This is a genomic window from Flavobacterium fluviale (assembly GCF_003312915.1).
GTDB lineage: Bacteria > Bacteroidota > Bacteroidia > Flavobacteriales > Flavobacteriaceae > Flavobacterium > Flavobacterium fluviale.
The window spans coordinates 2,539,048-2,564,679 of sequence record NZ_CP030261.1 but is presented as its reverse complement, the minus strand read 5'-3'; the positions used below and the strand labels follow the sequence as shown (position 1 = coordinate 2,564,679).

Annotated in this window: 24 protein-coding genes; 11 read left to right on the top strand and 13 right to left on the bottom strand. The window is 33.5% G+C overall.

All coding sequences use genetic code 11. The features are described from left to right. Positions 1-15 precede the first annotated feature (15 nt). Positions 16-1,530, top strand: a complete 1,515-nt coding sequence (locus HYN86_RS11270; RefSeq protein WP_113678117.1) for an FMN-binding glutamate synthase family protein — start codon at positions 16-18, stop codon at positions 1,528-1,530. A 53-nt stretch (positions 1,531-1,583) separates the two neighbouring features. Here HYN86_RS11270 and HYN86_RS11265 read toward each other — a convergent pair whose 3' ends face one another. The 3 genes from HYN86_RS11265 to HYN86_RS11250 form a co-directional block, all read right to left on the bottom strand. Then, the gene (locus tag HYN86_RS11265) at positions 1,584-2,015 is read right to left on the bottom strand and encodes a hypothetical protein (RefSeq protein ID WP_113678116.1); all 432 of its coding nucleotides are present in this window, start codon (positions 2,013-2,015) and stop codon (positions 1,584-1,586) included. Between the two features lie 255 nt (positions 2,016-2,270). Continuing rightward, on the bottom strand, positions 2,271-2,672 hold the full coding sequence (locus HYN86_RS11255; protein ID WP_230406352.1) for a hypothetical protein: 402 nt from the start codon (positions 2,670-2,672) through the stop codon (positions 2,271-2,273). A 7-nt stretch (positions 2,673-2,679) separates the two neighbouring features. Then, positions 2,680-3,858, bottom strand: a complete 1,179-nt coding sequence (locus HYN86_RS11250) for a glycoside hydrolase family 88 protein (protein WP_113678113.1) — start codon at positions 3,856-3,858, stop codon at positions 2,680-2,682. Positions 3,859-4,168: 310 nt separating this feature from the next. On the opposite strand from HYN86_RS11250, the gene HYN86_RS11245 reads away from it, so the two are divergent. After that, on the top strand, positions 4,169-4,549 hold the full coding sequence (locus tag HYN86_RS11245) for a ribosomal maturation YjgA family protein (protein ID WP_230406351.1): 381 nt from the start codon (positions 4,169-4,171) through the stop codon (positions 4,547-4,549). Here the strand turns inward: HYN86_RS11245 and HYN86_RS11240 are convergent. After that, positions 4,530-6,308 (bottom strand): ABC transporter ATP-binding protein, encoded by a 1,779-nt coding sequence (locus tag HYN86_RS11240; RefSeq protein WP_113678111.1) that lies wholly within the window; start codon positions 6,306-6,308, stop codon positions 4,530-4,532. The two genes, HYN86_RS11245 and HYN86_RS11240, sit on opposite strands and share 20 nt — an antisense overlap. 75 nt (positions 6,309-6,383) lie before the next feature. Between HYN86_RS11240 and HYN86_RS11235 the strand changes: the two genes are divergently transcribed. From HYN86_RS11235 to HYN86_RS11225, 3 genes are all read left to right on the top strand, one after another. Beyond that, a complete protein-coding gene (locus HYN86_RS11235) occupies positions 6,384-6,962 on the top strand; it encodes a non-canonical purine NTP diphosphatase (RefSeq protein WP_113678110.1) in 579 nt (192 codons plus the stop codon). Positions 6,963-7,166: 204 nt separating this feature from the next. Then, the gene (locus HYN86_RS11230) at positions 7,167-9,080 is read left to right on the top strand and encodes a DEAD/DEAH box helicase (RefSeq protein WP_113678109.1); all 1,914 of its coding nucleotides are present in this window, start codon (positions 7,167-7,169) and stop codon (positions 9,078-9,080) included. A 208-nt stretch (positions 9,081-9,288) separates the two neighbouring features. Beyond that, the gene (locus HYN86_RS11225; protein WP_113678108.1) at positions 9,289-10,062 is read left to right on the top strand and encodes a carboxypeptidase-like regulatory domain-containing protein; all 774 of its coding nucleotides are present in this window, start codon (positions 9,289-9,291) and stop codon (positions 10,060-10,062) included. Positions 10,063-10,366: 304 nt separating this feature from the next. Here HYN86_RS11225 and HYN86_RS11215 read toward each other — a convergent pair whose 3' ends face one another. Next, positions 10,367-11,827: an aminoacyl-histidine dipeptidase gene (locus HYN86_RS11215; protein ID WP_113678107.1), complete on the bottom strand. Its 1,461-nt coding sequence runs from the start codon at positions 11,825-11,827 to the stop codon at positions 10,367-10,369. A 370-nt stretch (positions 11,828-12,197) separates the two neighbouring features. On the opposite strand from HYN86_RS11215, the gene HYN86_RS11210 reads away from it, so the two are divergent. Genes HYN86_RS11210 through HYN86_RS11200 form a run of 3 tightly spaced genes read left to right on the top strand, consistent with a single transcriptional unit; the run spans position 12,198 to position 14,437 of the window. Further along, on the top strand, positions 12,198-13,259 hold the full coding sequence (locus HYN86_RS11210) for a DUF3810 domain-containing protein (protein WP_113678106.1): 1,062 nt from the start codon (positions 12,198-12,200) through the stop codon (positions 13,257-13,259). A gap of 42 nt (positions 13,260-13,301) precedes the next feature. Beyond that, positions 13,302-13,796, top strand: a complete 495-nt coding sequence (locus tag HYN86_RS11205) for an RNA polymerase sigma factor (protein WP_008462500.1) — start codon at positions 13,302-13,304, stop codon at positions 13,794-13,796. An 8-nt stretch (positions 13,797-13,804) separates the two neighbouring features. After that, positions 13,805-14,437: a hypothetical protein gene (locus tag HYN86_RS11200; protein ID WP_113678105.1), complete on the top strand. Its 633-nt coding sequence runs from the start codon at positions 13,805-13,807 to the stop codon at positions 14,435-14,437. Positions 14,438-14,551: 114 nt separating this feature from the next. On the opposite strand, the gene HYN86_RS11195 is transcribed toward HYN86_RS11200, so the two are convergent. Both HYN86_RS11195 and HYN86_RS11190 read right to left on the bottom strand, forming a co-directional pair. Then, entirely contained in the window at positions 14,552-15,361 is an 810-nt protein-coding gene (locus HYN86_RS11195; RefSeq protein WP_113678104.1) for a lysophospholipid acyltransferase family protein, read from the bottom strand. 125 nt (positions 15,362-15,486) lie between these two features. After that, positions 15,487-16,137 (bottom strand): NUDIX hydrolase, encoded by a 651-nt coding sequence (locus tag HYN86_RS11190; protein WP_113678103.1) that lies wholly within the window; start codon positions 16,135-16,137, stop codon positions 15,487-15,489. Positions 16,138-16,229: 92 nt separating this feature from the next. Here HYN86_RS11190 and HYN86_RS11185 point away from each other — a divergent pair, with 92 nt between their 5' ends. After that, positions 16,230-16,670, top strand: coding sequence for a DUF4268 domain-containing protein (locus HYN86_RS11185; protein WP_113678102.1), 441 nt, complete (start codon positions 16,230-16,232; stop codon positions 16,668-16,670). A 95-nt stretch (positions 16,671-16,765) separates the two neighbouring features. On the opposite strand, the gene HYN86_RS11180 is transcribed toward HYN86_RS11185, so the two are convergent. From HYN86_RS11180 to mnmA, 4 genes are read right to left on the bottom strand one after another with little or no spacing between them, the layout of a single operon-like run. Beyond that, positions 16,766-17,176 carry a hypothetical protein gene (locus HYN86_RS11180; RefSeq protein WP_113679915.1) on the bottom strand — a complete coding sequence of 137 codons (411 nt, stop codon included), beginning with the start codon at positions 17,174-17,176 and terminating at the stop codon, positions 16,766-16,768. Between the two features lie 19 nt (positions 17,177-17,195). Beyond that, positions 17,196-18,140 (bottom strand): NAD(P)H-dependent flavin oxidoreductase, encoded by a 945-nt coding sequence (locus tag HYN86_RS11175; RefSeq protein ID WP_113678101.1) that lies wholly within the window; start codon positions 18,138-18,140, stop codon positions 17,196-17,198. 9 nt (positions 18,141-18,149) lie between these two features. Beyond that, positions 18,150-19,757 (bottom strand): S8 family serine peptidase, encoded by a 1,608-nt coding sequence (locus tag HYN86_RS11170; RefSeq protein WP_113678100.1) that lies wholly within the window; start codon positions 19,755-19,757, stop codon positions 18,150-18,152. Between the two features lie 40 nt (positions 19,758-19,797). Beyond that, the gene (mnmA, locus tag HYN86_RS11165) at positions 19,798-20,985 is read right to left on the bottom strand and encodes a tRNA 2-thiouridine(34) synthase MnmA (RefSeq protein ID WP_113678099.1); all 1,188 of its coding nucleotides are present in this window, start codon (positions 20,983-20,985) and stop codon (positions 19,798-19,800) included. Between the two features lie 142 nt (positions 20,986-21,127). On the opposite strand from mnmA, the gene HYN86_RS11160 reads away from it, so the two are divergent. Then, positions 21,128-23,005: a PEP/pyruvate-binding domain-containing protein gene (locus tag HYN86_RS11160; protein ID WP_113678098.1), complete on the top strand. Its 1,878-nt coding sequence runs from the start codon at positions 21,128-21,130 to the stop codon at positions 23,003-23,005. Here the strand turns inward: HYN86_RS11160 and HYN86_RS11155 are convergent. Both HYN86_RS11155 and HYN86_RS11150 read right to left on the bottom strand, forming a co-directional pair. Continuing rightward, complete coding sequence (locus tag HYN86_RS11155; RefSeq protein ID WP_113678097.1) at positions 23,002-23,559, bottom strand: DUF4956 domain-containing protein; 558 nt, start codon at positions 23,557-23,559, stop codon at positions 23,002-23,004. The two genes, HYN86_RS11160 and HYN86_RS11155, sit on opposite strands and share 4 nt — an antisense overlap. An 89-nt stretch (positions 23,560-23,648) precedes the next feature. Beyond that, a complete protein-coding gene (locus HYN86_RS11150; protein WP_113678096.1) occupies positions 23,649-24,359 on the bottom strand; it encodes a toxin-antitoxin system YwqK family antitoxin in 711 nt (236 codons plus the stop codon). 276 nt (positions 24,360-24,635) lie between these two features. Here HYN86_RS11150 and HYN86_RS11145 point away from each other — a divergent pair, with 276 nt between their 5' ends. Next, positions 24,636-25,616, top strand: a complete 981-nt coding sequence (locus tag HYN86_RS11145; protein ID WP_113678095.1) for a fasciclin domain-containing protein — start codon at positions 24,636-24,638, stop codon at positions 25,614-25,616. Positions 25,617-25,632: the final 16 nt, after the last annotated feature.

Below are 25,632 nucleotides of genomic sequence, written 5' to 3'. Positions count from 1 at the left end.
AAATTTTTTAAAAACATGAGAAAGAAATTCTTTATTTACGGATTCTTATTGTTTCTAATTGTTGCCGCAATTTACTATTATACAGGACGAGGTTATTTACTCGTTTTTATTATCCCGCTTTTATTGATTATCGGAGTTTACAATGCTTCTCAGAAAAAGCACGCGATTTTAAGAAACTTTCCTGTTTTGGGGTATTTCAGATATTTATTTGAAATGATTTCACCAGAAATTCAGCAGTATTTTATCGAAAGATCTACAGACGGAAAACCTTTCTCTAGAAATCAGCGTTCATTGGTTTACCAAAGAGCCAAAAATATAGATTCGAGCACTCCTTTCGGAACGCAGTTAAACTTAAATACTGAAAACTACGAAGGAATCAAACATTCTATTTTCCCGGCACAAGTAAACGAAGAATTACCTCGCGTATTAGTTGGCGGAAAAGATTGTAAACAGCCTTACTCTGCTTCCTTATTTAATGTTTCGGCAATGAGTTTTGGTTCTTTGAGCGAGCATGCAGTTCGTGCTATTAATATTGGTGCAAAAAAAGGGAACTTTTACCAAAATACAGGCGAAGGCGGATTGACTGAATTTCATCTTGCCGGTGGCGGCGATATTACCTGGCAGATTGGTACAGGTTATTTTGGATGCCGTGATGCAGAAGGAAATTTTAGTCCTGAAAAATTCTCAGAAAAAGCAAATCTTCCGAATGTAAAAATGATCGAAATCAAACTTTCGCAAGGTGCAAAACCGGGTCATGGAGGTGTGCTTCCTGCCGCTAAAAACACGGAACAGATTGCTAAAATTAGAGGCGTGGTACCACATACCATGATTCTGTCTCCTCCAGGTCATCATGCTTTTTCTGATGCAAAAGGATTAATTCATTTCATCAAACAATTACGTGATTTATCTAACGGAAAACCAATCGGATTTAAATTATGTATTGGAAACACAGCCGAGTTTGAAGCTATCTGCCAAGAAATGATTGCCGAAGATATTTACCCCGACTTTATCACAGTTGACGGTGCAGAAGGCGGTACTGGCGCCGCACCACTTGAATTTGCAGATGGAGTTGGAATGCCGTTTGAGCCAGCACTAATTTTCGTGAACAAAACTTTGGTTCGTTTAGGAATTCGTGATAAAATGCGAATTATTGGAAGCGGAAAAATAATCTCTGGTTATTCTATTCTACATGCCGTAGCACTTGGCGCAGATATGTGTAACAGCGCCAGAGGATTTATGTTTTCTTTGGGCTGTATTCAGGCTTTACGCTGCCACAATAATGAATGTCCGACTGGAGTGGCAACTCAAAACAAAATGCTGATGAAAGGTTTGGTTGTGAATGATAAATCTGATCGTGTGTATCATTTTCATAAAAACACACTTCATTCTGCAAATGAACTTCTGGCCGCTGCAGGCAAAAATAGTTTTGCAGATGTAGATATTAACATCTTTATGCGCGGTGACGAATTTGCTAATTTATCGGATATGTATTTTCCTGACAACCTCAAAAACGTTACGCAATTTTCATAAATAAAAAAGCCTCTTTTAATTTCTAAAGAGGCTTTTTTACTTCTGTTATTTAATTACAATTTTGCAGTTTCCTTATTTGGTTCTGCAGTTCCTTCTAATACTGCTAATTCTTCTTTATTTACAACTTGCTGCGCCAAAATAGCATTATTGTAAGCTAGGAAGTAAACATCAAAAGAAACTCCTTCGTTAATCAATTCTGTTGAGATTTGATCGTTTTTGATCATTTCCTTTAATAAATCTGGAAATGACTCTTTGTAGGCAATTCTGTTGGCATCGGTCTCTTCTAAATTCGTTTCGATTCTGATTTCGATTTTGTTGTCATTCAGAAAAGCTTTTGCTGTTGTACTTGTAATTCCGTTTCCTTTTATAGAAGAAGAATTATTATAAGTACTTACATGTTCCTGAATTTTCTGCTTGGTGTTTTTACAGCTAACTAAAAACAATGCAAAGAAGAGCGCGAATGCGATTTGGGTAATTTTTTTCATAAATTATTGGTTTTATAGTTATTTTTTAACTCAAACATAATTAATTTATAATACAAAAACAATATTTTGCCGACAAAATATAACAGATAATCGATTGAATACAAATTGATTAACCTTAAAAAAAGAAAAAAAATGTAAGAATTCAAAAAGCTTTTTTCCCCTTTATTTGAAGTATAATCACAAAAAAGTCTCTTTAATTTGTTATTTAAAGAGACTTTCATATGTAGGAATTTAAACTTCTTAAAGCACTGTTTTTTACTTTAAAAAATATTTAAGAGATTCACCATTTAAGATTTCTTTTCCGAGAACTGTGTTGTCATCAGCTAAAAAGTAAACATCAAACTGAACTCCTTCTTCAATCAATTGTCTCGGAATCTGATCTTTGGCAATAAGTTTCTTAATTAGTTTCACAAAAGAGATTCCTGATGCTAGTTTGTTCGCCTCATTTTGTTCTAAATCGGTTTCAAAACGCAATTCAATTTTATTATCGTTTATGTAACCTCTGGCCGTTGTTAATGTTACATGGTCGGCTCTAAAACTTGGCGCGGTCTTATTATATTCAACAACATATTCCTGAAGTTTTTGTTTGGTATTTTTACAGCTGGCAAGCATCAATACCATCATTATTGCAAATACAATTTGGCTTATTTTCTTCATGATAATTTTATTTTAGTTTTTGAAGTCTTAATAATGCCTCAAGATAGTAATAATCTGCGTAATTTATAGAACAATCTATTTCACTTCCTGCAGGTTTATGACCCGTAGAATGCAATAGAAATGCCGAATTAACTTCGTGGCTTTGATAATGATCTGAAAGTGAAACAATCATCTTTTTGGCTTTTGCTAAATACTCTGTTTTCAAATTTTTATCTTTTGTATAAGAACTCAATTCTAAAAGCGCCGAAGAAACAATCGCTGCCGCAGAAGCATCTCTAGGTTCGTTAGGAATATTGGGCGCATTGAAATCCCAATACGGAATTAAATCTTCAGTTGTTAATTTATCCAAATAAACACGGGCTAATTTATGTGCGAAATCTAAAAATTTAGGATCTTTAGTTTCTCTATAAGTCATTGTAAATCCATAAATTGCCCAAGTTTGTCCTCGCGCCCACATACTGTCATCGCTGTAACCTTGAGCTGTTCTGCCTTTGATCTTTTTCCCAGTTTCGTAATCATAAATTACTACATGGTAAGAAGTATTGTCTGGCCTAAAATGATTTGCCATTGTAGTTTCTGCGTGTTTAACGGCAATGTCGTAAAGTTTTTTGTTACCTCCATTTTTTGAAGCCCAAAACAGAAGTTCCAAATTCATCATATTATCAATAATCGTATTATGACCTCCCATTTTATTATGCGGCCAAGATTGGATTGTTCCTACTTTCGGATTAAAAAGTGTTGCCAGCGTATCGGCGGTTTTCAATATAATTTGTTTATACTCTGGATTTTTAGTCAATCGATATCCGTTTCCAAAACTATTAAAAACCTGAAAACCTAAATCGTGGTCATTTGCTTTACTGACAGATAGAGGGGTTAAAAAACGGGTGAATTTATCGGCTTCTTTTTCCCATTTTTTATCTTTTGAAGCTTCATACAAAAACCACAATTCGCCAGGCCAAAATCCGCTTGTCCAGTCTTTATAGTCAACAAATTTCCAATCTTTACTTCCGTTAGGAATTGTTCTTGGAGAAGTCCCGTCATTCGGAATCACTTTTAAAGTTTTAGAAGCTTGTGCTGCGCAATACTCTAACTGCTTTTGAATGTTAAATGATTTGTCTTTTTGAGAATAGCTTAGATTTCCGAAAAGAAATAAAGATAAAATCAGGGGAAAAAATTTTGAATTCATGTGGTTATTTTTGATAGTAAATAAATTGAACTGATAAATTTATGAAATAAAGTCAATCAATTTGAGATTTGTATTTTTCGTTCCCTAAAAATGTACTTTAAGTCCCTTCTTTCTGCTTTATTAACGCTTAAACACAACGTAACCAAAACAGTTTGTCATTCTGAGGAACGAAGAATCACACTAGCTAATCTAAAAAGATTGACTCATTCCTTTGCGGAATTTCTTGTGCGATTCCTCGTTCCTCGGAATGACAAAAACAATCCGTTTTAGCTAAAAAAAATATAAATTTGCCCAAACTAAAATTCCTAATTTGAAATCCAGAATCTATTATTTCATCGTTTTCCTAAGCATCATTTTACTCGGAATCCTTTCTAGAAAAATCTCATTTATTCCCTTATGGATTGGCGATTTTTTGTATGCAGTTATGAATTACTTTTTGGTTCGAATATTTCTTCCATTCAAAAAAGCATATTTAATAGCAATTATTTCACTTTTGATTTGCTACGGAATTGAATTTCTGCAGTTGTATCAGGCAGAATGGATTATAGAACTTAGAAAAACGCTGTTTGGCAGGTATGTTTTAGGACAGGGATTTTTATGGTCTGACATTGTTGCTTATACATTCGGAATCACTTTTGCTTTTCTTGTCGAAAAAATAGTTTTAAATTATATCAGTCAAAAGTCTGAGTGATTTTCTCAATATTTAAACTATTGGCCATTGCCATAAATATTTGATAATACGTTCCTTTATTATCATATAATTCGTCATGAGTTCCTTTTTCGACACATCTTCCTTTTTCTAAAACTATAATATTTGAGGCGTCAATAATTTGAGAAATACTGTGCGAAATTATAATTACAGTTCTATCTTTTTTTATGGCATCAAGAGACTTTTTTATTTGTTCTGTAGCAATCGCATCTAGGCTCGCGGTTGGTTCATCTAAGAAAATTATGGGCGGATTTTTCAAAAATAATCTTGCAATGGCAATTCGCTGTTGTTGTCCGCCAGAAAGTAAATGTGCATCAGAATCATATCCTTTTGGCAATTGAATTACTTGCTCATGAATATAGGCTTGTTTCGCCGCTTCAATAATTTCCTCTTTTGAAGCTTCTGGCTTTCCGTACAAAATATTCTCTGCAATTGTGCCTTTAAAAATATGGTTTTTCTGAAGCACTAATCCAATATTTTTACGAAGGAAATCTGTATTATAATCTGTTAAATCAACTCCATCTAAAAAAATATGACCCGACGAAGGCTGATAAAATTTATCCAGCAAATTAATTACAGTACTTTTTCCTGCACCGCTGAGTCCGACCAAAGCCGAAGTCTCGTTTGGTTTTACCGTAAAATTAATATTGTATAATGCCTGCGTTCCGTTTGGATACACAAAATCTACATTTTTAACCTCTATTAATCCGCTAATTTTTTGTGGAATAAAATCTCCCGTTGTTTCTATTTCCTGCTCTGATTCTAAAATATCAAAAAAGCCTTCAGAGTAAATAAGAGCATCGTTTACTTCGTCGTAAATTCGGTGTAATTGTCTAATCGGAGACGAAACATTATTAAACAACATAATATGAAACATTATGGCACCAATTGTCATCTGGTTGTTCAACACAAAATATGCAGTCAATATAATGATAATCACCACTCCTATCTGCTCGACAAAACTTTTAACGCTTTCAAAAATAAAACTGGTTTTTCTGGTTGCTAATTGATTTTCAGTCATTTCATATTGAATCTTTTCGTGGCGGTCCGCTTCTGTCGATTCTCGTACAAAAGATTTAATGACCGTAATAGATTCAATTAAACTTATGATTCCGTTGTTTTTGGTTTCTCGGTAATTACGCATTCGTCTCCTAAATCCGCTTAATTTTCTCGCTTGTAATTGACTGATATAAAAGTAAATCGGAATAATACACAAACTCACCAAACCAACATAGACATTGGCATAAAACATTATAACCAATGCCACAAAAGCGTTTGCAAATAAAGGCAGAATATCAATAAAAAAGTTTTGCACCAATCGAGTTAAACTACTGATTCCGAGATCGATTCTGGTTTGAAGTTTTCCGCTTTCATTTTCATCAGAAGTATAAAATTCCATTCTATAACTCAGGATTTTTTCGACAATGGTTTGAGAAATATCACGGGTTATAAAAATACGAAGTTTTTCTCCATAAAATTTTTGCCCAAACTGTACAACAGAATTAACCAACTCTTTAGTTAACAATACAATACTAATAATTCCTAACAAATGAAAACCTTTTGACAACGGCTCATGTGCCACCATTAAATTATTGATTGTATCGACAGTATATTTTAAAATTAAGGCATTAACCTGCGCCGCAAAAGAACCCAAAAATGTAAGCAGTAAAGTAGCAATTACCATCTTTCTGTAAGGCTTTACAAAAGGCATTATTTTTTTATAAAGAACTGATAACTGCATTTATTTTATTTTTAGGTAACATATCAAATATAAGAATTCTAAATTTGTGTTGAAATCATTTAAACAGATAATTCTATGAAACTCGTTTTTGCTTCAAACAATAAAAATAAAATTGCAGAAATACAAAGCATGCTTCCTGAAAGCATTAAAATATTAAGTTTAGAAGATATTAACTGCCTTGAAGATATTCCTGAAACTGCAGATACAATTGAAGGAAATGCGATTTTAAAAGCCGATTATGTAACTCAAAAATACGGATACGATTGTTTTGCTGATGATACTGGATTAGAATTAAGTGCACTAAATGGTGAACCAGGAGTTTATTCTGCAAGATATGCCGGCGAACAAAAAAATGCAGATGATAATATGAACAAGCTTTTAGAGGCATTAAAAAATGAAGAAAATCGCAGCGCCCAGTTCAAGACCGTTATTACTTTAAACCTTGAAGGCAAACAATATTTGTTTACTGGAATTGCTAAAGGAATTATTACCTCTCATAAAATGGGAACAAATGGTTTTGGATATGATCCTATTTTTAAACCCGAAAATTTTGATGAGACCTTTGCCCAATTGCCATTGGAAGTAAAAAATAAAATAGGCCACCGCGGAAAAGCAGTTCAGCAACTAATTGATTTCCTGAGTGCCGCAAAATAATTGTTTCAAATACAACATTTTAAAGGCGAAATTTTAGATTTCATGACGTTATTTTAGGGTGTTTTATGGATTTCTAAAAAAAAATGATTTCAATAAAACTGTAACTTTTTGATAATCAAATCATAACAAATACATAATTCTTGAATTACCATTAGTTTATCTGAATAATTAACAGTAATTTTGCACCCTATTTTAAATACATATATGAATAAATTTGAACAATTAGGATTGAATGAATCGTTACTGAAGGCGATTTTAGATCTAGGATTTGAAAATCCGTCAGAGGTACAGGAAAAGGCGATTCCCCTATTATTGGAAAAAGACACAGATATGGTTGCGTTGGCTCAGACAGGGACAGGGAAAACGGCAGCTTTCGGTTTTCCGCTAATTCAAAAAATTGATGCTGACAACAGAAACACACAAGCATTAGTTTTATCGCCAACACGAGAACTTTGTTTACAGATTACCAACGAACTTAAAAACTACTCAAAATACGAAAAAGGTATTAATGTGGTAGCAGTTTACGGCGGGGCTAGTATTACAGAGCAAGCTAGAGACATTAAAAGAGGAGCGCAGATTATCGTTGCAACTCCAGGAAGAATGCAAGACATGATTAACAGAGGTTTGGTTAACATTAAAAATATAGATTACTGTATTCTTGATGAGGCTGACGAAATGTTAAACATGGGATTCTATGAGGATATCGTATCTATTTTATCAGATACTCCAGACGAAAAAAGTACATGGTTGTTCTCTGCAACTATGCCGCAAGAGGTTGCTAGAATTGCAAAACAATTCATGAGCGAACCAGTTGAAATTACTGTTGGAGCCAAAAATTCAGGTTCTGCAACAGTTTCTCACGAATTTTACTTAGTAAATGCTCGTGACCGTTATGAAGCTTTGAAACGTTTAGCTGATGCTAATCCAGATATTTTCTCTGTAGTTTTCTGTCGTACAAAAAGAGACACGCAAGCTATTGCTGAAAAATTAATCGAAGACGGATACAGTGCTGCTGCTTTACACGGAGATTTATCTCAAGCACAGCGTGATGGTGTAATGAAATCTTTCCGCGGAAGACAAATTCAGATGCTTGTTGCTACTGACGTTGCTGCGCGTGGTATTGACGTTGATAACGTGACACACGTTGTAAACTACCAATTACCTGATGAAATTGAAACGTACAACCACCGTTCTGGACGTACTGGTAGAGCTGGAAAATTAGGAACTTCTATTGTAATTGTTACAAAAAGTGAGTTGCGTAAAATTTCTTCTATCGAAAGAATCATCAAACAAAAATTCGAAGAAAAAACTATTCCATCTGGAATTGAAATCTGCGAAATCCAATTATTGCACTTAGCAAATAAAATTAAAGATACAGAAGTTGATCACGAAATTGACAACTACTTACCAGCAATTAACAATGTTCTTGAAGATTTATCTAAAGAAGAATTGATAAAGAAAATGGTTTCTGTAGAATTTAACCGTTTCATTACTTACTACAAAAAGAACAGAGATATCTCTGCTCAATCTGGAGAAAGACGTGAAAGAGGAGATTCTGAGCCAAGAGAATTCAATAATAATGGAGCAGTTCGTTATTTTGTAAACATCGGTTCTAGAGACAATTTTGACTGGATGTCATTAAAAGATTACTTAAAAGAAACATTAGATTTAGGTCGTGATGATATCTTTAAAGTTGATGTAAAAGAAGGTTTCTCTTTCTTTAACACTGATCCACAGCATACTGACAAAGTAATGGATGTTTTAAACAACATTCAATTAGAAGGTCGTCGTATCAATGTTGAGATCTCTAAAAATGACGGAGGCGGAAGACGTGACCACAACAATCGTGGCGGCGGAAGAAGTTCTGGACCAAGAAGAGAAGGAAACTTTGCTCCAAGACGTGAAGGTTCTGGAGGCGGATTTAGAAGCGACAGAAACTCTTCGAGAGACGGAGGATCTAGAGAAGGCGGTTTTAGAAGTGATAGAAACTCTGCTCCAAAAAGAGAAGGCGGTTTTAGAAGTTCTGCTCCAAGAAACGAAGGAGGTTCAGAAAGAGCTCCTAGACGTTCTGAAAACTTTGGCGACAGCTCAAGACCAAGAAGATCTAGAAGAGATTAATACATTAATATCTCAAAATATAAAATCCCAAATTCCAGACTTAATTGGAATTTGGTTTTTTTTTATATTAAGAATCTTACGCTCTATGAATGAGTTTTGTACTTACAAAAAGCAAGACTGCGTCCTTTGTTAATTTTCTTATAATTAAATTCCAAGACTATGAGATATTTAATCCCGATTTACTACTTTTAGAGCTTTAAATCAGGATATGAAATATTTCGCAGTTTTCTTTTTTATTCTTCTAGCTAATATTGGTTTCGCGCAAGATACGCAGCCAACTGTTCCTCAAAGAGTTTCAGGTTATATTATTAATGACAACAGCAAACAGCCACTTGCCGGCGTAAATGTTATTAATACCAATAAAGTGCGAGGCGCAAAATCTGACGAAAAAGGATATTTTGAAATTGACGTTCAAGTTAATGATACACTGCATTTCTCTATTCTGGGTTTTCAATCTCTAAGAATTAGAGTTACAAATGACTGGATAAAAAACAAGGTAACACGTATTCAACTTACCGAAAAAGCAATTGCTTTGGAAGAAGTTGTAATTGCTCCGTTTACTTTAACAGGATATCTTGAAATTGATTCTAAGTTAATTCCAACAAAAGAAAACTATCGTTACAGTATCTCAGGTCTTACACAAGGCTATGAAGCTGGAGAATATGCTCCAAATGCATTTGGAAAAGTATTAGGATCGATCTTTAATCCCGCGGATATGCTCTATAATTTCTTTGGAAAAAATGGTAAAGAACTCAAGAAACTTAAGGAAATGAAGAAAGATGATACTGTGCGAACGCTTTTGGAATCTAAATACGACCGTGAAACAGTTGCCGTTTTATTAGGAGTAAGCAAGGACGAAATTCCTGAAATCATGCACAGATGCAATTATTCTGATTCTTTTATTCAATCTGCAAATGATCTTCAGATTATGGATGCAATTAGTGCGTGCTACGAACAATACAAAGTATTAAAACGTAATTAAGAATCTCCTTCATAAGGAAAATATTTAAATCCTCAATTTTAAAATTGGGGATTTTTTTTGGCGTTTAAGTTTTTAAAAGCTTTACTTTTACTGAAACACCATCAAAATCAATAAATTATGGCAAAGGGTCAAGATGCTAAAAAAACAGCAAAAAAAGAACCGTTAAAAACGGCTAAAGAAAAGAAAGAAGAAAAAAGAGAGAAGAAAAATACTCCTAAGAGAGATTAGTTTTAAAGTATCAGTTTATAGTCTCAGTTTACAGTTGTTTAACTGAATACTGAGACTGCGACTGAATACTGTGACTTTATTTAACTGGAATATTCGAAAGAATTTCTAATACAAATTTCCAATATTTTTGAGCTGAAGAAATACTAGCTCTTTCGTCTGGAGAATGTGCACCGTGAATTGTCGGCCCAAAAGAAATCATATCCATATCTGGATAGTTTGTTCCTAAAATCCCGCACTCTAAACCAGCGTGACAAGCTACAACTTTAGGCTGTTCCCCATTTTGCTTTTCGTAGATTTCTTTTAAAACTTCTAATATTTCAGAATTAACGTTTGGAGTCCATCCTGGGTAAGAACCAGAAAGTTCAACTTCGCATCCTACTAATTCGAAAGCAGAACGCAATGAATTTGCTAAATCAAATTTAGAAGATTCAACAGAAGAACGCGTTAGACATCCTACCAAAATTTCTCCATCTTTAATAATTACGCGGGCAATATTATTTGAAGTTTCAACCAAATCTGCCATATCAGCACTCATTCTATATACACCATTTTGTGCCGCATAAATTGCTCTGATAATTCCTTCTTGAACACCAAGATCCATCACTTTTTCAGGTAATTCTCCTTTTACAATTTCAATTGATAAGTTTGGCTCAGTTGTTTTATATTCAGCTTTGATGTCAGAAATAATTTCCTGCATATCATACACATAAGCTTCATCAAACATTTGAGAAATAATTACTTTAGCAACACTCTCTCTCGGAATTGCATTTCTTAAACTTCCTCCGTTTACTTCAACAATCTGTAAACCGAAGTTTTCAAATCCATCAAATAATAAACGATTCATTATTTTATTGGCATTCCCTAAACCTTTATGAATATCCATTCCTGAATGCCCGCCGTTTAGGCCTTTTACCGTGATAGTATACCCAACAGAACCTTCTGGAACTTCTTCTTCGTGATACGCTCTTGTAGCCGTAACGTCAATTCCACCAGCACATCCAATATCAATTTCATCATCTTCTTCGGTATCCAAATTCAACAAAATCTGACCTTGAAGAATTCCGCCTTTAAGATTTAGCGCACCAGTCATTCCTGTTTCTTCATCAATTGTAAACAAAGCTTCAATTGCTGGATGCGGAATGTCTTTACTTTCTAAAATTGCCATAATAGTAGCAACTCCCAAACCGTTATCTGCACCTAGAGTTGTGCCGCGAGCGCGAACCCAGTCTCCATCAACATACATATCAATTCCCTGCGTATCGAAATCAAAAATAGTATCTGCATTTTTTTGGTGAACCATATCCAAATGCCCCTGCATTACAATAGCTTTGCGATTTTCCATTCCGGGCGTAGCCGGCTTTCTGATGATTACGTTTCTAATTTCATCTTCAAAAGTCTCTAAACCTAAGCTGTTTCCAAAGTTTTTCATAAACTCAATTACGCGCTCTTCTTTTTTTGAAGGACGAGGAACGGCATTTAAATCTGCAAATTTATTCCAAAGTGCTTTTGGCTCCAGATTTCTTACTTCTTGACTCATTATATTTTGTTTGATGTTTAACAATTATGAGCTTCAAAGTTACAAAGTTTAAATGCTTTTTTCGATACAATTTATAGGAATTAGCACAAATTATATTAAGTCAAAATTATAAGATATTAGAAATATTTTTCATCATTGATGTCGCATTGCGACATTTCGTTGGTAACAATAAATAAGCAACAATCAGGCGTTCCTTAGGAACGCTTGGCTTCAATATGAATAAATTCTCTACCAATCAATTGTGCCTGACGGCACATTTAAATACCAATACTTAAAAGTTATGTATCATATTTTTTTACAGAGTCATAAAATTTCAAAAAAAATAAACTCAACTTCTATTTAATTATTATTTTTATAAAAAACCAAAACAGTGAAATCAAAATACATTTTACCATTATTTCTTATTGTTCAAATTATCTTTTTAAGAATCCTCCCCTTCTTTCCAGACTTTGTTGAAGGTTTTTACAGCAACAATTTATTTGTTAGAATTTCTCATTTTTCAAGAACCGCTCTAGGAAAAGTTCCCTTTTCTATTGGAGATTGCATTTATGCTTTTCTAATTTTAGGTATAATTGGCTGGTTTTGGAAAATTCGTAAAACATGGAGAACAGACTGGAAAGATCATCTCTTAACAATATTAGGTAAAATTTCTATTTTTTATTTTTTCTTTCATCTTCTGTGGGCATTCAATTACTATCGAGAACCGCTTTTCGAAAAAATGGAAATTAAAAGAGAATATACAGATGCTGATCTTTTAGCTTTTACAAAAAGATTAATTTCAAAAACAAATGAAACTCAGCTTGCTATTACTAAAAGTGACACAGCAAAAATTGTTTTTCCTTATTCGCAAAAAGAATCTTTTAAAATGATTCTTAATGGTTATGATAATTTAGCTAAAGAACATCCTTATTTTAAATATGAAATTTTAAGCGTTAAGAAATCACTATTCAGCACACCATTGACTTATATGGGCTTTGGTGGTTATTTGAATCCTTTTACCAATGAAGCGCAGGTTAATGATTTACTGCCGATGTATACTTTTCCTCAAACTACGGCACACGAAATGGCGCATCAAATTGGTTTCGCCAGCGAAAGTGAATGTAATTTTATTGGTTTTTTAGCTACTGTAAACAATGAAAACCTTTATTACAAATATGCTGGATATAGTTTCACCTTACATTATTGTCTTGGAATATGGAAGTTTAAAAATGAGAAAATTTTTAATCAATTAAAGAAATCTGTACATACGGGAATTTTAAAAAACTACAAGGAAACTCAGGAATTTCACAAAAAATATGACACTTTTCTGGATGAAGGATTTTATTTTCTTTACGATAATTTCTTAAAATCAAATAATCAAAAAGACGGTATGAACAGTTACAGCAAATTCATTGACTTGACGATTAATTATTATAAAACCAGAAAACTTTGATTCAACTGTAACAAAAATGATTTCATAACTACTAATACTTTTATGAGCGAAAATCTAGAACAGTCATTTGTTGCGCAATTGCAGGCAAATCAGAATATAATCCACAAGATTTGTAGATTATATACTGCTGGAGAAGATGCTCATAAAGATTTATTTCAGGAAATTACTATTCAGCTTTGGAAGGCTTATCCAAAATTTAGAGGCGACAGTAAATTTTCAACTTGGACATATCGTGTGGCTTTGAACACCGCGATTACATTATACCGCAAAACCAAAAGGACTATTTCTACCGTAGATTATGAAAACCATCAGCACTTTGTAAAAGATGTTGACTACAATTACGAAGAAGAAGAACAGATAAAATTGATGTACAAGGCAGTTTATCAGCTTAATGACATCGAAAAAGCATTAGTTTTTATGTATTTAGAAGACAAAGATTATCAAGAAATAGCTGAAACCTTAGGAATCAGCGAAGTGAATGCGCGCGTGAAAATGAACAGAATTAAAGGGAAACTTAAAAAAATACTGAATCCTTAAAAATTATTATGAAAGAACTGGATTTACTAAAAAAAGACTGGCAGAAGAACTCAGGTTCTTTTCAACAAATTTCTGAAACTGAAATCTACAAGATGATTCACAAAAAATCATCTTCCATTGTAAAATGGATTTTGATTATCAGTATTTTGGAGATTTCGTTTTGGACTTTTTCAAACTTATTTATTAATACGGATGATGTTTTAAGAAAAATCAATCATCCCGAAATTGTTATGGCATTAGAATTCTTGACGTACTTTAATTATGTTGTCGTTCTAATTTTTGTATACATTTTCTATAAAAACTACAAAACCATTTCCACCACTGTAGCCACGAAATCTTTAATGAGTGCCATTTTAAAGACTAGAAAAACAGTTCAGTATTATGTTTGGTATAATTTAGGAATGATTGTAATAACGGCTATTTTAAGCTTCTTTATTGCTTTTGTTTACAATCCTGACATGGAATTCCTGAGAGAAAAATTAGCCTTGAACGGAAGAGCTATGTTTGTTACAATTGGAATATTATTCTTGGTAATTTTAGGCTTCTTCGGTTTATTCTGGTGTTTCTACAGAGTAATCTACGGAACTCTTTTAAGAAGATTATATACAAACTACAAGGAGTTGAAGAAAATAGATTTTTAAGCTGCTAAGGTTCTGAGATACTAAGGTTCTAAGTTTTTTTGAAAACTTGAAACTTGAAACTTGAAACTTGAAACCTAAAACAATCTAAAATCTAAAGTCAGAAATCTAAAATAATTAATACTCCCACTGTCTGAGTTTGTTAAGTTCTTCCTGTGCTTTAATTTCTTCTGCCGGAATAACTTTTAAAAATGAAGGATGCTGTTCGATTGCGTATTCTACCTTTTCTACGATTTGTTCGATTGTATCATTTTCATAATCAATATCAAGAGGCTCTTTGATTATGAAAGATTGCAGAATTCCTTTTTTCTTCATTCGAAGTCCTTTTTTATCGAATGATCTACGGAAACCATCAATTACAATAGGGATTACAATTGGTTTATGCTGTTTGATAATATGTGCAGTTCCTTTACGTACAGGCTTAAAAGATTTTGTAGTTCCCTGCGGAAAAGTAATTACCCAGCCATCTTCAAGAGCAATTCGAATGTTTTCGGTATCGTTTGGATTTACATCGCGCTTTTCCGTAACATCAACACCTTTAGCACGCCAGGTTCTTTCGACTGTAATTGCTCCCACATAAGCTAAAATTCTTGGCAGTAAACCCGCCTGCATGGTTTCTTTTGCCGCAACATAATATAAATTCATTTTTGGCTGCCACAAATAACCAATATTCTTAATAGTGTCTTGACGTCCGCTTAAACTTGCGTTAAACACATGAAACATGGCTACCACGTCCGCAAAATAAGTTTGGTGATTGGAAATAAATAAGACATTAGAATTTGGGAGTGTTTTAATAATTTCAGATCCTTCAATCTGCAAATCGTTAAAACCCCTATATCTTCTATGTGTCATGGCTCCCAAAATACGGATTAACCATTTCTTGATGAATAATATATGTCCAAAAGGATTTCGTTTAAACAATCCCATAACTAATTTGTCTTATTTTTTGTTCGGTCGCAAACATACAAAAATTATTCTTTCAGCAATACTTTAAAACATTTTCTACAATTTACGTCTATTAAAATGAATATCAAATTGTTAAATAAATATTTTTAAATTTCCTGCTGCAAACTAATTTTCAAAACGTCTCTCAATTCGCTCAAAATCATTGCCGTTGCACCCCAAACCACGTGGTTTTGAATATTAAATGCCGGCACCAAAATATTAGCACCGTAAGAAGTTGATAATCTGGCTTCGATAATTATTTCGTCATTTAAAAAAACCGATAAAGGCAATTCAATAATATCTGCAACTTCTCTAATATCAGGATAAAAAGAAAGTTCTTCTTTTGCAATTCCCAAAAAAGGATGCACCAAAAAATTACTGGGCGGAATATACATGGGAGAAAAATGTTTGATAATTTCTATTTTCTCGCTGGCCACTCCAACTTCTTCCTGGGTTTCGCGAAGTGCAGTAGTTTCAAAATTCAAATCTTCTTTTTCATATTTTCCTCCAGGAAAAGCAATCTGTGCCGAATGCACTCCATCGTAAGCGTTTCTTACGATCAAAACTAGATGTGTTTTTTCCTGCTTTGGGTAAAACAGCATCATTACTCCCGCCATTCTAGCATTCAGTGCTTCAATGTCCAGATTTTTTAATCCCTCTATACGTTCTTTCGGAGCCATTTTTAAATGCGATTCGACTGCTGGCAGTTCTACTGGAATTATATTGGGAACATATTTCAAAAAATCTTGAAAATTCATAATCAAAGCTTATTTTTGTACTTTTAAATAAAAACATAAATATACTCTAGAAAACGCAGTACCGCAAGTTTTCTAAAATTAAAGCCTAAAAAATGTACAGCAGAGAAGAATCACAAAGAATTAAAAGAGAATTTTGGGTAGCTTTCGCCGAAAAATATCCTCGTAAGTGGGTGCTTTATGATACAAAGATCAAAGATTTTTCTTTTAAATTTTTTGTTGATAATAAAAAGGCTCAGGTTTTAATTGATATTGAACATAGAAGCGACGAAAAACGTACGGCTTACTTCGAAAAAATAGAAGCTTTAAAAAATATTCTGGAGGAAGAATTTATTAAGGATCTGGTTTTTGAAAAAAATTACACTCTAGAAAGCGGTAAAACAATCAGCAGAATCTGGGTTGAAAAAACGGGAGTTGGTTTTAGCAACCGAAATAACTGGGATACAATTTTTGATTTCTTTAATGAAAACATGCATGCTCTGGAAATGTTCTATTTAGAGTATGATGAATTTATTAAGGATATTGATGTATTGTAAAAAAGGTCCTGAGGTCCTGAGGTTCTGAGAGACTAAGGTTCTAAGGCGAATATACAAATAAACCTGACAGATTAAAAAATCTGCAGGTTTTGTATTTAAACCGTAAAAATATTATAAAGAATAATATGGTCATCGTAATTGATATAAAGCTGTTTACGATAATCTTGTTTTTTGCGGGTTATAATCGATAATTTACATTCTCTACCTTCATTGTCTTTACAAACAAAAGAGTATACAATATCGGTGTCATTTTCTTCACGTTCGATATAATCTAAAATACTAAAAAGCTGAATCTCCTGAGAATAAACAACTATTCTGTGTTTGTTAGTATCTAAAACAACCGAAAGATTTACTAAACCAAGATTGGACCATTCGCCCCATTTTCCTCTTTCATTTTTCTCTAAAACGCTAAATCCTGAGGTTTTAAAATGATAAGACTGACTTTGAGCCTGTTGAAAACCAAAAGCGAAAAAAAGTAAAAATATATAGGTGCGTAAAGAATTCATAAATATTTCTTGCGGATAATTAAAACTCAAAAGTAGTCTTTTCTTTGCATGCGAATTCAAATTCTGCGATCATTTGTTGAATAATTTCTTGAACTGGTAAAATTTCATGAATTAGTCCTGCTGCTTGTCCAATCTCAAGTTCTCCTTCATCAAGATCACCTTCAAACATACCTTTTTTCGCTCTTGCACGACCTAAAAGCTGTATTAATTCTTCTTTTGAAGGACATTGTTTATACAATTCCTGAACATCTTGATAAAACTTATTTTTGACTAATCTAACCGGTGCTAATTCTTTCAATGTCAACTGCGTATCTCCTTCCTTAGTATTAACTATCGTTTCTTTAAAATTATTGTGTGCAGAAGATTCAGCAGAAGCTGCAAAACGACTTCCAACCTGTACACCATCAGCACCTAAAATCATTGCAGCCAGCATTCCTCTTCCCGTTGCAATTCCACCCGCGGCAATTAATGGAATCTGAATCTTTTCTTTCACCATCGGAATCAAAGTGAATGTTGTGGTTTCTTCACGCCCATTGTGTCCGCCAGCCTCAAAACCTTCTGCCACAACAGCATCTACACCTGCATCCTGTGCTTTTAAGGCAAAAACACTGCTGCTCACAACATGCACTACTGTAATTCCTTTTTCTTTTAAAAATGAAGTCCAGGTTTTAGGATTTCCTGCAGAGGTAAAAACGATTTTCACACCTTCTTCAATCACGATATTCATGATTTCTTCAATGTTTGGGTATAGCATTGGAATGTTAACCCCAAAAGGTTTATCCGTAGCACTTTTACATTTTTGAATATGTTCTCTCAAAACTTCTGGATACATCGAACCTGCGCCAATAAGCCCTAAACCTCCTGCATTACTTACTGCCGAAGCTAATTTATATCCGCTGTTCCAAATCATTCCACCCTGAACAATTGGATATTTTATATTAAAAAGTTGTGTGATTTTATTCATTCAAATAAATTATTGCTTGATTAGCTTTCCTGTTTTATGCAGATTATCAGCATCAAAACTATAAAAATAGAGTCCGCTTTGTAATGACTGCAAAGAAAGAACTGGATTGGAATTATTAATTTTTTCCTGAATTAATTTCTGACCTAACACCGAATAAATAGTTACAGAGGCTGTGCTATTTTCTGTTAAAAAAGAAAAAGTCACTTCATTTTTTACAGGATTTGGATAGACCGAAAAAGAAGCTTCGGCTATAAAATTATCAACGCTTAAAGTCGCACCGAAATTCGGAATTCCATAGCCATAATTGTTGTCAGGGTTTGTAAATCTATCCGAAGAAGCCAAAATCATCTGCCTGATTTCTTGATTGGTTTTAGAAGGAAAGGCCTGCCATAAAGAAGCTGCCATTCCTGACATTATTGGACAAGAAAAAGATGTCCCATTTACTGTTCCAATAATTCCGTTAGCATCAGAAACAACCGAAGCTGTTCCCTGCGCCATAATTTCTGGTTTTATTCTCCCATCATAACTTGGCCCAATCGAACTAAAACTAGATCTTGTTTTTGCAGCAGTAACTGATCCTATTGCCAATACAGAAACTGCATCGGCAGGCGAACCAATGTGTTTTTCTACCCGATTTCCCTCATTTCCCGCAGAAGCCAAAACTAAAATACCTTTACTAAATGCTGTTTCTGCCCCGCGCGAAATAAAATTGGTAACTCCGTTCATATCGCTGTAAGTATGATTATATCGAGATTCGTCACGGTCGCCAAAATAACCTAATGAAGTAGTAATTATATCGACTCCTAAAGCATCTGCTCTCTCTGCTGCTTCAACCCAAAGTGACTCCTCGACTGGATTTTCAAAAGCATCAATTTCTGTAATAAAAAGATAATAGGACGCATTTGGGGCGGTTCCAATTAAAGAGTTTTCTTTATAACCTCCCATTGTTGAGAGTACCAAAGTTCCATGATCGTCTCCGGTATAAAAATTGGTATTCCTTGCAGTAAAATCATAACCTCCCAAAATTCGGTTATTGTTTCTGAGATTTTCAAAGGGCTGTGCAGTGTTTACACCTGGGAAACCAGCGTCTAAAACTGCTATAATTTTTCCTTCTCCGGTAAAATTCTGCTGATGCAAAACTTGACCGTTCAGCATCTGAATTTGATTCGCAGAATTACCGTATGAATAATCAATTGCAGTTTTTAGTTTGTCTTTTGAACTGCCGGTTTTTGCTTCTGAAACTTTTTTACTAGTTACATTTAAAGTTTTATCCGCAAACTCTATCTTTTGAACGAAAGATAATGCCTTTAATGCATTTATGTTTGCCTGATTTCCTTGAATATGAAGTGCATTCAGCCACTTAGACTGCGCCATAACTGTTATACCAGTACTCGATATAATTTGATTTACATATGAAGTTTCCAGAGGAGCATCTGTAATATCTAAAGCGATATTCTGATTGGTTCTTCGATCTAAAGATTTCTGAGAAAGCTCTGCCAACGGATTTGCAAAAAAAACTTGCGCATTAGGTTTTCCATTAAAATAAACCCACGCATCTTCTTGAGCAAATACTGCAAACGAAAGAAGTAATAAAAGGTAAGTAAAGTTAGATTTCATAGCAACCCTTTGAGGAATTTCTTCCAAATAAGGTATAAAGCTAAGAAATTACTCCCGAACCAACTAATTCATTTTCTAAATACCAAGCAACAAACTGTCCTTCTGTAATAGCAGACTGCGGTTCTTCAAATTCAACGTACATCCCGTCTTCAAATTGATGCAGAATTGCTTTTTGCAAAGGCTGGCGGTAACGAATTCTAGCCATTACTTCCATTTTCTCTCCAGCTTTCAAAGTTAAATCTTCTCTAACCCAGTGTACTTCTGATTTTCCAACGTAAAGTGCTTTTTTGAATAATCCTGGATGAAGACTTGACAAACCTGTATAAATAGTATTCGTTTCAACATCGGTAGCAATTACAAATAAAGGATCTGTAGTTCCTCCAACGTTCAAACCTTTTCTCTGCCCGACAGTAAAATAGTGTGCTCCCTGATGTTTGCCCACTACTTTTCCCATTGTTGGAACGTAGTTTAACTTTTGAGATTCTAATTTTAAATCTTCTTCTAAAGAAATTCCAGCTGGTTTTTCACCAACATAAATAGAATCATTTTTATCAACCTGCACAATTTTACCTTCTTTAGGCTGTAATTTTTGCTGAAGAAATTCTGGAAGACGAACTTTTCCAATAAAACATAATCCTTGAGAATCTTTTTTCTCTGCAGTAACCAATTCCATTTCAGCAGCGATTTCTCGTACTTCTGGTTTTGTTAAAGCTCCAATTGGAAACAAAGCTTTTGATAATTGCTCTTGTGACAACTGACATAAAAAATAAGATTGGTCTTTGTTAACGTCGTTTCCTGCAATTAATTGATAAACCGTTTTTCCGTCAACTTCGATTTCACTTTTTTGGCAGTAATGTCCAGTTGCAACATAATCTGCTCCAAGACTTAGAGCGATTTTCATAAACACATCAAATTTGATTTCGCGGTTACAAAGTACATCAGGATTTGGAGTTCTTCCTTTTTCGTATTCGTTAAACATATAGTCAACGATTTTTTCTTTGTACTCTTCGCTTAAATCAACAGTTTGAAACGGTATTCCAAGTTTTTCAGCAACAAGCAAAGCATCATTACTGTCTTCAAGCCAAGGACATTCGTTAGAAATAGTAACCGAATCATCGTGCCAGTTTTTCATAAAAAGGCCAATAACTTCGTATCCTTGCTGCTGTAGTAAATACGCCGCAACACTAGAATCTACTCCACCTGAAAGTCCAACAACTACTCGTTTCATTTTGAAATCTTTAATTTTTTAAGGTTGCAAAGGTACGCCAAATAATAGAAAATTACACAAAGGTTTTGATTACTTTAAGCAATCCTGCAGTAGATAAAACTTATTACTTTTTTAAGTACATTTATTCTTCAATTTCAATAGAATGAAAAAATACATTTACGGCCTATTTTTCTTGTTCGCATTAACAACTTTAAGTGCGCAGCGATTTGTTTCGTCTCTTCCTAATTACGAAGCTTACAAAGCATTTAGAGGAAAACCCTTGTCGGATAAATTCTCAAATATCGAATCGGTTAAAGTTATGTACGACTTGCGAAAACAGAAAATGTATTATTTCAACAGCAGTCTAATTTTACTGCATTATGATTTTGCAACAGATTATTTGGGATATGGTCAAGATCTGGATGTTTTTAATAATAGAAATTACAGCGACACCGAAAAAGACCGAGACTTTTTACTCGGAAATCTAAATCACATAAAAGGAACTGAAAAATGGATTTTCGAACTCGCCGCGTCAGATCATATGCCAATTGCACTAATTGAGCGATTTTTCAATTTAGTCAAAAACTCCACTTTTGTCGGACAGCATTTAAAATTTTATTTGAATAACCCCGAACTAATGCAATGGTTTCAACAGCAAAAATTATCAATTCCCTGCGTAAAATCAGATTATATTTTTAATGAAATTAAATACCAAGAAGTTGTTGGCGGCAGCAACATCGGAATTCTAAAAAAATATAAAATCAAAGAATTAGAAACATTAAAACCAAATCCAGATGAAATTATTATTTTGGATGGAACACCAGATATCCTGCCAAACGTTCGAGGTATTATTGTAAACGAACTTCAAACTCCTTTAAGTCATTTGGTTCTTCTGGGAAAGAACAGAAAGATCCCCATTATGGCGTACACCGATATTGAAAAGGACAATAATATCAAGAAACAGCTTTCTAAAAAAGTAGAATTAAAAATAGAAGTTGATACTTTTTATATCAAAGAAACTACTAAAAAAATACCGACAAAAACCACTGAAAAAAGGAAAAAACTAACAATTGACAACAGTGTAACTGAGCTGGTTAATCTATCCGAAATTCCTAAGAAAGGCGTAAATTATATTGGTTCGAAAGCTCAGAACATGGCCTATTTAATTGCGATTTCAAAAGAAATTCCGTTTAAAACTCCAGAAGATGCGCATGCTATTCCGTTCTATTTTTATACGAAGCATATTCAAAAAACTTCAATTTCTCCGTTGATCGCAGAACTTCTAGCTTATCCGAACAAAGATTCAGCAGTATGGATTACTAAACAGCTGAAAAAAATTAGAGAGGCTATTAAAAAAGAACCTGTCGATCCCGAATTAATTTCAAAACTAAATCTGGCGTTTAAAAATGCTCAATTCAAAAATTTCAGGTTTAGATCTTCTACAAATGCAGAAGATTTAGATGATTTTAATGGCGCTGGATTGTACGATTCTAAAACTGGAATTCTTGGCGACAGCATTAAAACATTCGAAAAAGCGATCAAACAAGTTTGGGCAAGTACTTGGAATGAAGCATCGTACAACGAGCGAGAACTTTTCGGAATCGATCAGCAAAATATAGCTATGGGCGTTTTAGTGCATCGCTCTTTTCCTGATGAGCTGTCAAATGGAGTTATTATCACAAAAAATATTTTTAGAAAAAATTTTCCTGGAATTACCGTTAATATTCAAAAAGGCGAAAACTCAGTTGTAAAACCAGAAAAAGGAGAAATATGCGAGCAGTTTGTTGCTTATCATTTTAACGATGGAAAAGACGAAACAGATTTTGATATTGATTATACTTCAAATTCCAATTTGAATAATAATGAGCCTTTATTGAGCAGAAAAGAAATGAGTAATTTATATACTGTCAGTAAAAAAATCGAAACCAAAATGTATCGTTATTGGCGTAAAAACCAATTTCATCCCGTAGATATTGAGTTTAAGATTGTCGGCGAAAAAAGAGATTTGTATATTAAACAGGTTCGACCTTTTAATGATTAATAAAAAACCAATAAATCTATTTCGTTTGCAGCGGTGTTGATTAAGACAATTCTAAAATCAAAATCTTCTATTTTAATTTTTTCTTGAATAGATTTTCTAATAAACTCCTGATTAAGAGAAAAATTCTCGTCAAGCGGAATTTTGACATCGACCGAATTTAAGTATTTAGAAGCTTTTTTATTGACAATAATCGAAGCAATAACATAAAATCCGATTATTATTATTTGAAAAAACAACAACAATTCAATCTTTTCAAAAGGATACATAATATCTAAAATCGATAATGTAATGGTCGCAAACAGAAAGATCACAGCATTTACGGTAAAAGACTGCGTTCTGAATCGAAGTATTGAAAAAATTGCAAATAATCCAAACCCAATTCCAACTCCGATTTCTATTTTGGTAAAAAGATAACACAGTGAAAATGTACACAAGCCAACAATTACCATTAGTGGATTTATGGTTGCGTTATCCTTTCTATTGGAGAAAAAATATAAAACCAAAATTGAAAGAAACAACAGCAGAAATCTCCCTAAAAGTTCACGTAAATCCATTGGTTAGAATAAATTGGTTACCCAAATGTAAACAATTTATTCTTTTTCTTTTTTATTTTGAATGAAGTAATTACAAATGTAATAAGTGACTATTTTTTGGGTGCCGGCCCTTTTTCAGAAGCTTTGTTGGTGTTTTTTGGATCACTCATATTTACTTCTTTTACCAATTTTCCTTTTTGATAAAACTGCCAGATTCCTGCTTTTTTACCATTTACGAATTTGCCTTTAGAAGCAACAGATTTATCTGAATCATAAAAAACAGCGTCGCCATTATATTCGTTATTTTTAAAATTAGACTCTTCCAAAAGGGTTCCGTCCTGACCCATTTTTTTGTAAGCTCCTTCTTTTAAACCATTTTTATACATCATCTCTTCTGCCACTTTTTCATTAGGATAATAAATGGTTCTCAAACCTTCAAGCTTTCCGTTTTTATAGTTTTCAACAGTCATTAAAACTTTAGAAGCTTTATGGTAGTATTTCCATTCGCCTTCACGAGACTTTCCAACTTCTTTACCTTCGCTTACCTTGTTTTTATTTTGGTCATAAAAAATAGTATAGGAACTTCCGTCATTGGCACTAAAATCCCTTGTAGCTACAATATCTCCTTTTTTGGTATCATCAAAAAATTTAAAAATACCAGTTTCTTTTCCGTGATCAAAAGTTCCCTCGTAACGAGGACGCTTCGATTCGGTGTAAATACCTTTCCAAAGACCGTCTTTTTTACCGTTAGCATCTACCTTGTTAGATTCTTGTGAATAAGACACAATACTTATTAAAAATAAAATCCAAAATTTTTTCATAATCTATTTTTCTATATAACAACAAAAATTGAGTTTTAGTATTACAAAAATATAACCATTTTAAGTATAACAAGAGCTTTATAAACAAAAAAAACAATTTAACATTTTAAAGATAGAGAATCCTTTTAAAAAGGGATAAAAATCATAATTCACTAAAAACCAGAACAATAAACAAAAGTTAAATATATACTAATTTTAATAAATGTTTAATCATTTTAAATTTTAATTAAACAAAATTAGATAACTTAGTAGTGACAAACACAAAAAAACTATATTATGAAAACAATCAAATTTAATTTAATTGCCTTATTAGCATTAATTGCTTTCGTCAGTATTTCATGCAGCAACGATGATAATGATGATGATCCACAACAACCACAAACGATTGTGGCGATCGCGAAAACAAATCCTAATCTGAGCTCGCTGGTTGCTGCTTTGGAAAAAGCAGATTTGGCGACCACATTGAACTCTTCTGGTACATTTACCGTTTTTGCGCCAACAAATACAGCGTTTACCGCTTTTTTACAAGCAAATGGATATGCTAATCTTAATGCTGTTCCTGTTCCTGCTTTAAAAGAAATTTTACTGAATCACGTTTTAAGTACAAAAGTAAAATCCTCTGAAATAGCTACTGGATATGTAAAAACTTTAGCGAAAGGAAGTGCTTCAACTGCAAACACTATTAGTATGTATCTGGAAAAAGGTACAGGAGTTGATATTAACGGAGGAAAAACAAATGGAGGCGCTGTGGTAACAACTGCAGATATTGAAGCTTCTAATGGTGTTATTCACATCGTAGACGGCGTTATCGGACTGCCGACTATTGTAAACCATGCAGTAGCCAATAAAAATTTCGCCACACTGGTTGCTGCTTTGACCTATAATGCTTCATCGGGTTTTGCTGCAACATTATCTGGAACTGCAAATTCACCTTTCACGGTTTTTGCACCTACAAATACAGCTTTTACAAGTTTCTTAACTGAAGCTGGATTTTCAGGTCTTCCTGCTATTCCAGCTAGTGTCTTAGAAACTACTTTAAAATATCACGTCGTTACTGGTGCAAATGTTCAATCATCTGCTTTGACAAACGGACAAGTAGTTAATACTTTTGCCAGCCAAAATTTTACGGTTAACCTAACTGGCGGTGCAAAAATCACCGATGCCAGCAATCGAATCAGTAATATTATTGCAACCGATGTACAGTGTTCAAATGGAATAATTCATGTCATTGACAAGGTTTTACTACCTAAATTTTAGATAAAACTAATTGTAA

Bases quoted from the DNA above. Each gene is read 5' to 3' on its own strand.
- HYN86_RS11150 (WP_113678096.1), bottom strand. From the start codon at position 24,359: ATGAAAAAATTTTGGATTTTATTTTTAATAAGTATTGTGTCTTATTCA.
- HYN86_RS11160 (WP_113678098.1), top strand. From the start codon at position 21,128: ATGAAAAAATACATTTACGGCCTATTTTTCTTGTTCGCATTAACAACT.
- HYN86_RS11240 (WP_113678111.1), bottom strand. From the start codon at position 6,308: ATGCAGTTATCAGTTCTTTATAAAAAAATAATGCCTTTTGTAAAGCCT.
- HYN86_RS11145 (WP_113678095.1), top strand. From the start codon at position 24,636: ATGAAAACAATCAAATTTAATTTAATTGCCTTATTAGCATTAATTGCT.
- HYN86_RS11155 (WP_113678097.1), bottom strand. From the start codon at position 23,559: ATGGATTTACGTGAACTTTTAGGGAGATTTCTGCTGTTGTTTCTTTCA.
- HYN86_RS11265 (WP_113678116.1), bottom strand. From the start codon at position 2,015: ATGAAAAAAATTACCCAAATCGCATTCGCGCTCTTCTTTGCATTGTTT.
- HYN86_RS11175 (WP_113678101.1), bottom strand. From the start codon at position 18,140: ATGAATAAAATCACACAACTTTTTAATATAAAATATCCAATTGTTCAG.
- HYN86_RS11255 (WP_230406352.1), bottom strand. From the start codon at position 2,672: ATGAAGAAAATAAGCCAAATTGTATTTGCAATAATGATGGTATTGATG.
- HYN86_RS11185 (WP_113678102.1), top strand. From the start codon at position 16,230: ATGTACAGCAGAGAAGAATCACAAAGAATTAAAAGAGAATTTTGGGTA.
- HYN86_RS11230 (WP_113678109.1), top strand. From the start codon at position 7,167: ATGAATAAATTTGAACAATTAGGATTGAATGAATCGTTACTGAAGGCG.
- mnmA (WP_113678099.1), bottom strand. From the start codon at position 20,985: ATGAAACGAGTAGTTGTTGGACTTTCAGGTGGAGTAGATTCTAGTGTT.
- HYN86_RS11235 (WP_113678110.1), top strand. From the start codon at position 6,384: ATGAAACTCGTTTTTGCTTCAAACAATAAAAATAAAATTGCAGAAATA.
- HYN86_RS11195 (WP_113678104.1), bottom strand. From the start codon at position 15,361: ATGGGATTGTTTAAACGAAATCCTTTTGGACATATATTATTCATCAAG.
- HYN86_RS11180 (WP_113679915.1), bottom strand. From the start codon at position 17,176: ATGAATTCTTTACGCACCTATATATTTTTACTTTTTTTCGCTTTTGGT.
- HYN86_RS11270 (WP_113678117.1), top strand. From the start codon at position 16: ATGAGAAAGAAATTCTTTATTTACGGATTCTTATTGTTTCTAATTGTT.
- HYN86_RS11200 (WP_113678105.1), top strand. From the start codon at position 13,805: ATGAAAGAACTGGATTTACTAAAAAAAGACTGGCAGAAGAACTCAGGT.
- HYN86_RS11170 (WP_113678100.1), bottom strand. From the start codon at position 19,757: ATGAAATCTAACTTTACTTACCTTTTATTACTTCTTTCGTTTGCAGTA.
- HYN86_RS11205 (WP_008462500.1), top strand. From the start codon at position 13,302: ATGAGCGAAAATCTAGAACAGTCATTTGTTGCGCAATTGCAGGCAAAT.
- HYN86_RS11215 (WP_113678107.1), bottom strand. From the start codon at position 11,827: ATGAGTCAAGAAGTAAGAAATCTGGAGCCAAAAGCACTTTGGAATAAA.
- HYN86_RS11250 (WP_113678113.1), bottom strand. From the start codon at position 3,858: ATGAATTCAAAATTTTTTCCCCTGATTTTATCTTTATTTCTTTTCGGA.
- HYN86_RS11225 (WP_113678108.1), top strand. From the start codon at position 9,289: ATGAAATATTTCGCAGTTTTCTTTTTTATTCTTCTAGCTAATATTGGT.
- HYN86_RS11190 (WP_113678103.1), bottom strand. From the start codon at position 16,137: ATGAATTTTCAAGATTTTTTGAAATATGTTCCCAATATAATTCCAGTA.